Here is a 9,719-nt window from a genome sequence, read left to right on the forward strand (position 1 = left end):
ATTTGCAGTCAATATAGTTTAGATTAAGACGAAATAAAGAAAAAGTGAGTTTGTATGGAAAACAATGAAACGCTAACCTCCCACTTAAGTGCCATTATTGAGAGCTCCGGTGCTGGCACTTGGCAATGGAACGTGCAAACGGGAGAAACGCGTTTTAATGCGACTTGGGCGGCAATTGTAGGCTACACCTTAGAAGAACTTGCACCAATATCGATCAAGACATGGGAACAACTCAGTCATCCTGACGATCTTGCTGAATCCGCCCGACAATTACAGTTACACTTTGATGGACACGCACAAACCTACCGTTGTGATGCACGCATGCGTCATAAGAACGGACATTGGGTGTGGGTGCGTGATACTGGCCGTGTTATTTCATGGACTGCCGATGGTCAGCCGGAGTGGATGGTCGGCATGCATTTTGATATCACGGCCGAGAAACAGGCAGAACAACAAGCTCGCACAACAGAACAAAATTTGCGTCGCGTGATAGATAGTTCACCAACTACGATATTCGTGTGGGATCTCGATACTGACGAGTTACACCTCTACGGTGAACGTGTCGAATTATTGCACGATAGTGACGAAACCATCATGAATGCATCACGATGGTGGCAGCATAATATCCATCCGGTTGATGGTAAAACCATGCTGCCGAAATTGAGAGAATGGATAAAATCTTGTTCTGAACAGCCATTGTCACGCCGTTACCGTATTCGCGGTGCCAACGGCCAATACTACTGGCTAAAAGAGCGGATGCGGCCGGTGATTGAAGATGGTCGCATGAAACAGGCAATCGGCTCTATTATTAATGTCACCGAATCGGTGAATTTAGCCGAACGACTCGAGGCTCTTTCAAGCTCGATTCCCGGCATGATTTACGATTATCGCTGGTATCCTGATGGACGCTCGTTTTTCCCCTACGCGAGCGAAGGGGTACGACTCATTTACGGCTGTTCACCCGAAGATATTCGTACCGATGCATCATTGGTGTTCAAGCGCATTCATCCTGATGATGTTGAACGCGTCACTGAAAGCGTCTTGAAGTCAGCTGACGAGCAATCCGTTTGGGAGGCTGAATATCGAGTTATTTTGCCGGAAGTTGGTGAAAAATGGGTATCTGGACGGGCTACACCGATTCGATTACCTGACGGAGGAACCAGCTGGCATGGCGTTATTTTTGACGTTACGGCGGAGAAAAAGCTTGAGCTTGAGCTACAACAAAAGCAAATCACTCTCGAACGCGCTCAGGAGATTGGTCAGCTTGGTTATTGGACCTCGAAAATAGGCTTTGATGAATTATATTGGTCGAACAAGATTTATACTATTCTTGGGCTCGAACAGAACGCTATCGCGCCATCAGTCGAGGCCTTCCGCGACTTCGTTCATCCCGATGATCGAGAGTTTTTTGACACAAGTCTTGCTGCTGCAGAGGCGACTGGCACATACAACATTGAACACCGAATCGTCCGCGCTGACGGCCAGCTCCGTTGGGTGCATGAGCTCGCGAGTTTCTGCAAAATTAATAATGAAGACTATTTTGTTGGCACCATGCGAGACATTACGCAAGCCAAAGAATATCAAGCGCAACTTGAAGAACTGAGCGAAACAGACGAGCTAACAAAGCTCTATAATCGCCGATATTTTATGAGCCAAGCAAAGCTTGCCTATTACCATCTTGAGCGATTTAATCATCCGACAACGCTTGTGCTCATTGATATCGATCACTTCAAAAAAGTCAACGATGAGTATGGGCATGACGTTGGCGACATCGTCTTAAAAACATTAGCCAATTATCTAAAACAAGCCGTTCGCCCATCTGATGTGGTTGCCCGACTTGGGGGAGAAGAGTTCGTTTTGTTGCTACACCAAACGGAACTATACCCGTCGTTACCGCGGCTCGAGGAGATTTTGAAAGGTATTGGTAAGCTCGAGATTAAAACAAAAGGCGTTCACATATCAGTGACGGCGACTTTTGGCGTCACCGAAATTAAGCCCGATGATGTTGATGTGAGCGTTGCCCTCATACGCGCCGATCAGGCACTGTATGAGGGTAAACGAAAAGGCAGAAACCAAGTTGTCGTGAACTTGGCGAAGTACTAAGGAGCCTTTGTCAGGGCTAGAACGGAATGTCGTCGTCGAAATCTTGGTCGGGCACAAACGGTTCTTGCTGTGGTTGTTGTGCCGGCTTCTGATTAAAGCTCTGTGCCGGCGCTTGGCGCTGGCCACCTTGTTGACCACCGAAGCCACCTTGACCTTGACCACCTTGAGGCGCTTGACCACCGCCCTGCTGGCCACCGAAACCGCCAGATTGTTGTTGGCCACCACCGTAGCTACCTTGACTGCCACCTGGACGACCATCCAACATTTGTAGATCGTTGATCACAATTTCAGTGGTATAACGCTCAACACCATCTTGACCTTGCCATTTACGTGTTTGTAAACGACCTTCCACATAAACCTTAGAGCCCTTTTTCAGGTATTCACCTGCAATTTCAGCCAAACGGCGGTAGGCAACGCAACGATGCCACTCGGTTTGCTCACGCGGCTCACCAGTTTGCTTGTCTTTCCAAGTTTCGCTGGTAGCAACAGATAAATTAGCGATGGCTGTGTTATTTTGCGTGTAGCGCACTTCTGGATCGGCGCCTAAGTTTCCAATTAAAATTACTTTGTTGATGCCGCGACTGGCCATGCCATCTGCTCCTTCACTTGTCTTTTATGTTCAATACTTATGTTCGGTACGGCGCTAAATGCGCCTCTATTTCAGAATCATTGTAATCGGTTTTATGAACTTTTAAATACACTGTTTGCTCGGCGGCCACAATGCGAACTTCCTCAACACCTGCCACCTGACTAAGTTGTTCAGCGAGGCCATCAGCTTGGTCTGCAGTCAATTTATCGAGCGTGAAACTCACACTTTGCTGTTGCGGTGGTGGTTGCATGCCAAAGCTAATTGCAAACCAGCATACTAGCAGTACCGTGCAGAAAATCCCAACACCTAACAAACCAAAATATTGATAAATTGAACCACCAGCGGCGCCGCCAATAAACGCACCTAAGAACTGGAATGTGGCATAGATTCCGCTCGCACTGCCCTTGCGCCCGGCTGGTGCAAAGCGCGTAAGTGAGCTCGGTAATGTTGCTTCTAAGAAATTGAAGCCGGTAAAAAACAGCACAACAGCTATCGCCAAATAAGTCCAATGCGCTGGAATAAATACGATAACGGCTACCGCTAAAATGACGAGGGCAATTGCAATGCGGAAATAGCGCGGTTGTTGCCGTTGGCGCTCGGCCTTTATCAGCATTGGGATCATAAACGCAAACGATGCAATTAACGTCGGCAAATACAACCAAGCATGCTCATCGGCAGCCAAGCCGCCGCGCATCAGTTGTAACGGTACTACGACGAAAAATGCGGTTAACACACAATGAAGTACCAATACGCCAAGATTTAATCGCGCCAATTGCGGGTCTTTAAATAACTGACTCAGCTCGCTTTTCAATGGAATCAAGTCGCCACGTGCGGACTTTTGTGCAACTTTAGGAACAGCCACAAGCAACACAAAAATGCCGAAAACGGCACTGACAGCCGTGAAATAAAACAATCCGGATAAGCCAATTTGAGCACCAAGCAATGGCCCTAACACGAGAGCCAATGCGAAGGACAAGCCAATAAACATGCCTATTGTCGCCATGACTTTAGGGCGCTGTGAATCGCGGGTAATGTCGGCTGCCAAAGCTAAAATAGCAGCGGCAATTGCGCCCATGCCCTGTAACGCGCGGCCAATAATGACCCCCACTAAGGAGTCAGCCCAAGCCGCCACCAAACTGCCCACGGCAAACACAATCAGGCCGCCGATGATAACGGGGCGACGCCCAATGCGATCAGACAGCATACCTAATGGAATTTGCAACAATGCTTGCGTTAACCCATAGGCGCCAATCGCTAAGCCAATCAGCAATGGCGTGTAATCGGGGTACTGTTGTCCATAAATCGCAATAACGGGCATGATCAAAAACAGCCCGAGCATACGTAATCCAAACACAGCAGCTAAAGCACCAGAGGCGCGCCGCTCAATTGGGGTGAGTCGATTGTCTTGGTTTTGCTGTCGCATGAAATTCTCATAGCTGCAGGAAAAAATCGCTGGCCATTGTACCAGAAGGTACCGGTTGTGCGATAATACTCGTTTCATTCAATTGCTTGTCATTGGCAACGGAGAGTTGTAATTCTCATGGATAAAATAGAAATCCGCGGTGCCCGCACCCACAACCTGAAAAACATTAACGTGACCATACCCCGCGATAAACTGGTGGTCATCACAGGACTGTCCGGCTCGGGAAAATCTTCGTTAGCTTTTGATACGTTGTATGCGGAAGGCCAGCGCCGCTACGTCGAGTCACTCTCGGCCTATGCGCGCCAGTTTTTATCGCTTATGGAAAAGCCCGATGTTGATAGCATCGAAGGCTTATCGCCGGCAATTTCGATCGAACAGAAATCGACCTCACACAATCCGCGCTCAACGGTTGGTACCATTACCGAAATTTACGACTATTTGCGCTTGATGTTTGCGCGTGTGGGCGAGCCACGTTGCCCAACGCACAATGTGACCTTAGCGGCGCAAACCATTTCACAAATGGTCGACCAAGTATTGGCGTTGCCAGAAGGCGAAAAGCTAATGATTGTGGCGCCGATTATTCAAGAGCGCAAAGGTGAACACACTAAAGTTTTAGAAAACCTTGCAGCGCAAGGCTTCATTCGCGCTCGTATTGACGGCGAGCTATGTGATTTAAGTGATCCGCCGAAACTCGAACTACAGAAAAAGCACACCATCGAAGTGGTTGTTGACCGGATTAAAGTACGCGAAGGGCTTGAGTTACGTTTGGCCGAATCGTTCGAAACCGCATTAGAGCTGAGTGGCGGTACTGCGCTTGTGGTGCCAATGGAAAGCGATTCTCAGGTTGAGGATATTGTGTTCTCAGCTAACTTTGCTTGTCCACATTGCGGCTACAGCATGCAAGAGCTCGAGCCACGCTTATTTTCTTTTAACAATCCAGCGGGTGCTTGTGGGTCATGCGACGGCCTTGGTATTGAGCAGTTTTTTGACCCAGCCAAAGTCGTGACGAACCCTGAGCTTAGCCTCACCGGCGGCGCGATTCGCGGCTGGGATAAGCGTAATTTTTATTATTACCAAATGCTGCAATCGCTTGCGCGCCATTACAAATTCGACCTCAATAAGCCATTTGCGAGCCTCGATGAGAAACACCAAAATGTGGTGTTGTTTGGCAGTGGCAAAGAAGAGATCGAGTTCACCTACATGAACGACCGTGGTGATCGCGTTGCGCGTACTCATGCCTTTGAAGGTATCATTCCAAACATGCAACGCCGCTATCGCGAAACGGACTCCATGGCGGTACGTGAAGATTTGTCGAAATATTTGGCGTCACAACCATGTAAAAGTTGCGGCGGTACCCGTTTACGCCAAGAAGCACGACATGTGTTTGTAAACGATACGACATTGCCACAAGTCGTTGAACGCTCGATTGGCGACGCACTCAAGTTTTTCCAAGAACTCGAGTTAGAAGGTCAGCGTGCCAAAATTGCTGAAAAGATTCTCAAGGAAATTAACGATCGTTTAGGCTTCCTCGTCAACGTTGGTTTGAATTATCTGAGCCTATCGCGCAGTGCCGAAACACTCTCCGGTGGTGAAGCTCAACGGATTCGCTTAGCTTCACAGATCGGCGCAGGATTAGTTGGCGTGATGTACGTTTTGGACGAGCCTTCCATTGGTTTGCATCAGCGAGATAATGAACGTTTGTTGAACACTCTCACACGTTTACGCGACCTCGGTAACACCGTGATTGTGGTTGAGCACGATGAAGACGCCATTCGCGCAGCAGATCATGTGATTGATATCGGCCCTGGTGCCGGTGTGCATGGTGGTCAGGTGATTGCGCAAGGCCACTACGAAGAAATTGTTGCCAATGAAGAGTCACTTACCGGTGACTACCTCTCTGGTCGCAAAGCGATTGAGGTGCCCGCAAAACGTCATCAGCCTGGCAAACATTGGGTCAAGCTCAATGGCGCTTCTGGCAACAATCTGAAGAACGTCAATGCAGAAATTCCGGTCGGCCTAATGACCTGTGTAACTGGCGTATCAGGCTCGGGTAAATCAACGCTGATTAACGATACTTTATTCCGTATTGCGCACCGCGAGCTCAATAAAGCGACGGCTAATGAGCCAGCGCCTTATGAGAGCATCGATGGCATGCAATATCTCGACAAAGTGGTCGATATTGATCAAAGCCCAATCGGCCGAACACCGCGTTCAAACCCAGCCACTTATACCGGTATTTTCACACCGATTCGTGAGCTTTATGCCGGTACCGAAGAAGCACGTTCGCGCGGTTATAAAGTTGGTCGTTTCAGTTTTAACGTTCGTGGCGGCCGTTGTGAGGCGTGTCAGGGCGACGGTGTCATTAAAGTTGAAATGCACTTCTTGCCAGACGTTTACGTTCCGTGTGACGTTTGTAAGGGCAAGCGCTACAACCGCGAGACCTTGGAAATCAAATACAAGGGCAAGAGTATTCACGAAGTATTAGACATGACCGTTGAAGATGCGCGTGAATTCTTTGCACCGATTCCAGCGATCGCACGCAAATTGCAGACTCTAATTGATGTGGGCTTGTCCTATATTCGCTTAGGTCAAAGTGCCACAACCTTATCAGGTGGTGAAGCACAGCGGGTGAAACTGGCGCGCGAGCTCTCAAAACGCGATACCGGTAAAACGCTCTATATTCTTGATGAGCCGACGACCGGTCTGCACTTCCATGATATTCAGCAGCTGTTAACGGTATTGCATCGCTTGCGCGATCATGGCAATACCATTGTGATTATCGAGCACAACCTTGATGTGATTAAAACAGCAGATTGGATTATTGATTTGGGCCCAGAAGGCGGCTCTGGTGGCGGTGAGATTTTGACCGCCGGCGCACCGGAAGATATTGTAAAGTGCGAGGCGTCGCATACGGCTCGATTCTTAAAACCAATGTTAGGGTAACTATGACAGCAGATGTGATCAGTGGCGGCCAGTCCATCCACGCTCCGGATAACCTCAAGTCATTGCTGGAAAGTATTCTGCAGCAAGCCTTAACGGTGAACGATGGCAAAGTTGCTGATTACATCCCTGCCCTCGCCGAAGTCAAATCAGACTACTGTGCCCTGACGGTGGCAACGCTTGATGGCAAGGTCACTTCGGTCGGTGATTCAGATAAGTGTTTTTCAATTCAGTCTATTTCAAAAATATTTGGTTTGATGCTCGCAATGGAACGCTTAGGCGATCCACTTTGGGAGCGGGTGCAAATGGAGCCATCCGGTCAGCCGTTCAATTCCATTGTGCAGCTGGAATGGGAAAAGGGCATACCACGCAACCCGATGATTAATGCCGGCGCGCTGTTGGTTAGCGACGTGTTAGTGAGTCATTACTCCGCCAGTAAGTCAGCGCTACTGAGTATGGTTCGCGGGTTATGTGGTAGCGAAGATGTGGCTGTTGATTCACGGGTACACGAGTCGGAACGCACCCACGGCGCGCGCAACGCCGCCCTGGCTTATTTGATGAAAAGTTTTGGCAATATCGAAGCTGACGTTGAAGAGGTTTTAGATCATTATTTTTGGCAGTGCGCATTAACGATGACGACCGAACAGTTAGCGCGCAGCTTGGCCTTTTTAGCCAACCGCGGCAAATGCCCTCGAAGCGGCGCACAAATCACGTCACATCGCGATGCACAGCGCATTAACGCGTTACTGAGTACCAGTGGTATGTATGACCAATCGGGGCAGTTTGCGTTTACTGTGGGGCTACCAGCGAAAAGTGGTGTAGGTGGTGGCATTGTCGCGATTGTTCCCGATTATGGTGTGATCACAGCATGGAGCCCACCGCTTAATAGCTACGGTAACTCAGCGCGCGGCATGTTCATGATTCGTGAATTAGCCAATCACTTAGGCTTAAGTGTTTATTAATCTGATGTATGGATTACCGTTGGTAGCTTAAAGCTTTTAAAAATGGCATTTAGTTTGCCATTTTCTTTTAAACGTCGAATAAGCTTGGCGACATGGGTTGCATCCACGTTTTTGTCTTTATTAATGACCGTGGCCATGTTGAACACGCCATATGGCTTGTTTGAAATGAGTAATTGCCGCTTCACTGCATCTGAAACCATTGCAGCAAGATACTCATCCGATAGCATGACGAGATCGAGACGCTCATTCAATAACATTTGTAGATTGACGCGATGTGAATGCCCTAAATAAATGCCATATTTTTCTTCGAGAATTCGATGGTCTTTTTCGTTTGCTGCAAACGGATAGTGATAGCCCACGATACCGCCGAAACGCAGCCCTTTCATCTCGAAGAAGCGTTGATCACGATTAGGGTGCTGTAGCGCAACAAAGCGCTCTCTGCCCACCAGCAATGGCTTCGTAACATGAAGGTCTATATCCTCATCAGCCCAACCCCACGCAACGTCTTCAAACAGCATCAAATCACAACAACCATCTGGGCCTAGTGCCAAATAACGGGCATTAGGTGCAATCGGTTCAAGAACAAAATGATAGTCTTGTTGAAGTTGATTTAACGCGTTAATGACTTCGCCAACCAAATGCGTCGGCATATTCTCAGAATAGTATGGTGGGTACTCGTAGGCAGCTACTCGAATCTGAATAGGCTCTGCGGCAGCTTTAAACATGAAATTGGCGAGAATGATGATTATTGTTGTTAGATACTTCAACGCGTCGTTTACTCCGTTAACTCTTGTGTATCCTTCACACATCAGCGCTCAAAGTCAAGGGCGATATTAGCTATTAGATATTGGATATTAGAAAAGCGGTCTTGGGCTTTCGTGTTTTCGCTAATATCTAATAGATAATAGCGCTTTTGCTTTTCAAAAACAAAAAAGGGAGCCGAAGCTCCCCTTTTATCAATATCCGTTAACGGATACCGAGGCTATTAAGCGATGATCTTAGATACAACGCCTGCGCCTACAGTACGACCACCTTCACGAATCGCAAAACGAAGACCTTCGTCCATTGCGATTGGGTGAATCAGTTCTACTACGAACTTCAGGTTGTCCCCTGGCATAACCATCTCTACGCCTTCTGGTAACTGTACTGCACCAGTTACGTCAGTTGTACGGAAGTAGAACTGTGGACGGTAGCCTTTGAAGAATGGAGTATGACGACCACCTTCTTCTTTGGTCAATACGTACACTTCAGCTTCGAACTGAGTGTGTGGCGTGATTGAACCTGGCTTCGCCAATACTTGACCACGTTGGATCTCGTCACGCTTCGTACCACGCAACAAGGCACCGATGTTCTCACCTGCACGACCTTCGTCAAGCAATTTACGGAACATTTCAACACCAGTTACAGTCGTCTTCGTAGTATCTTGGATACCTACGATTTCTACTTCGTCACCAGTACGAACGATACCGCGCTCAACACGACCAGTTACTACAGTACCACGGCCTGAGATTGAGAATACGTCTTCGATTGGCATGATGAACGGCTTGTCGATATCACGCTCTGGCTCTGGAATGTATGAATCCAATGCTTCTGCCAATTCGATGATTTTCTTTTCCCACTTCTCTTCGCCTTCCAACGCTTTCAACGCTGAACCTTGGATTACTGGCAAGTCGTCGCCTGGGAAGTCGTACTCAGAAAGAAG

The 9,719-nt window shown here is 48.2% G+C and carries 7 protein-coding genes; 3 read left to right on the plus strand and 4 right to left on the minus strand.

The window, feature by feature from the left end; all coding sequences use genetic code 11:
* The first annotated feature begins 54 nt into the window (after window positions 1–54).
* Window positions 55–2,103, plus strand: coding sequence for a GGDEF domain-containing protein (locus tag BM292_RS06870; RefSeq protein WP_092856755.1), 2,049 nt, complete (start codon window positions 55–57; stop codon window positions 2,101–2,103).
* A gap of 16 nt (window positions 2,104–2,119) precedes the next feature.
* Here the strand turns inward: BM292_RS06870 and ssb are convergent, their stop codons facing one another.
* Both ssb and BM292_RS06880 read right to left on the minus strand, forming a co-directional pair.
* Window positions 2,120–2,692, minus strand: a complete 573-nt coding sequence (gene ssb, locus BM292_RS06875) for a single-stranded DNA-binding protein (protein ID WP_092856758.1) — start codon at window positions 2,690–2,692, stop codon at window positions 2,120–2,122.
* Window positions 2,693–2,729: 37 nt separating this feature from the next.
* Entirely contained in the window at window positions 2,730–4,115 is a 1,386-nt protein-coding gene (locus tag BM292_RS06880) for an MFS transporter (protein WP_092856761.1), read from the minus strand.
* Window positions 4,116–4,232: 117 nt separating this feature from the next.
* Between BM292_RS06880 and uvrA the strand changes: the two genes are divergently transcribed.
* On the plus strand, window positions 4,233–7,058 hold the full coding sequence (uvrA, locus tag BM292_RS06885) for an excinuclease ABC subunit UvrA (protein WP_092856764.1): 2,826 nt from the start codon (window positions 4,233–4,235) through the stop codon (window positions 7,056–7,058).
* A gap of 2 nt (window positions 7,059–7,060) precedes the next feature.
* Entirely contained in the window at window positions 7,061–8,017 is a 957-nt protein-coding gene (glsA, locus tag BM292_RS06890) for a glutaminase A (RefSeq protein ID WP_092856767.1), read from the plus strand.
* Here the strand turns inward: glsA and BM292_RS06895 are convergent.
* Together BM292_RS06895 and BM292_RS06900 are read right to left on the minus strand one after the other, a co-directional pair.
* Window positions 8,014–8,784, minus strand: coding sequence for a transporter substrate-binding domain-containing protein (locus BM292_RS06895; RefSeq protein ID WP_143434079.1), 771 nt, complete (start codon window positions 8,782–8,784; stop codon window positions 8,014–8,016). The genes glsA and BM292_RS06895 overlap by 4 nt on opposite strands.
* A gap of 218 nt (window positions 8,785–9,002) precedes the next feature.
* The coding region (locus BM292_RS06900) for an EF-Tu C-terminal domain-related protein (RefSeq protein ID WP_245751833.1) at window positions 9,003–9,719 on the minus strand (717 nt) is incomplete at its 5' end.

Origin of the sequence: Pseudidiomarina tainanensis (genome assembly GCF_900115255.1) — a bacterium.
Taxonomy (GTDB): domain Bacteria; phylum Pseudomonadota; class Gammaproteobacteria; order Enterobacterales; family Alteromonadaceae; genus Pseudidiomarina; species Pseudidiomarina tainanensis.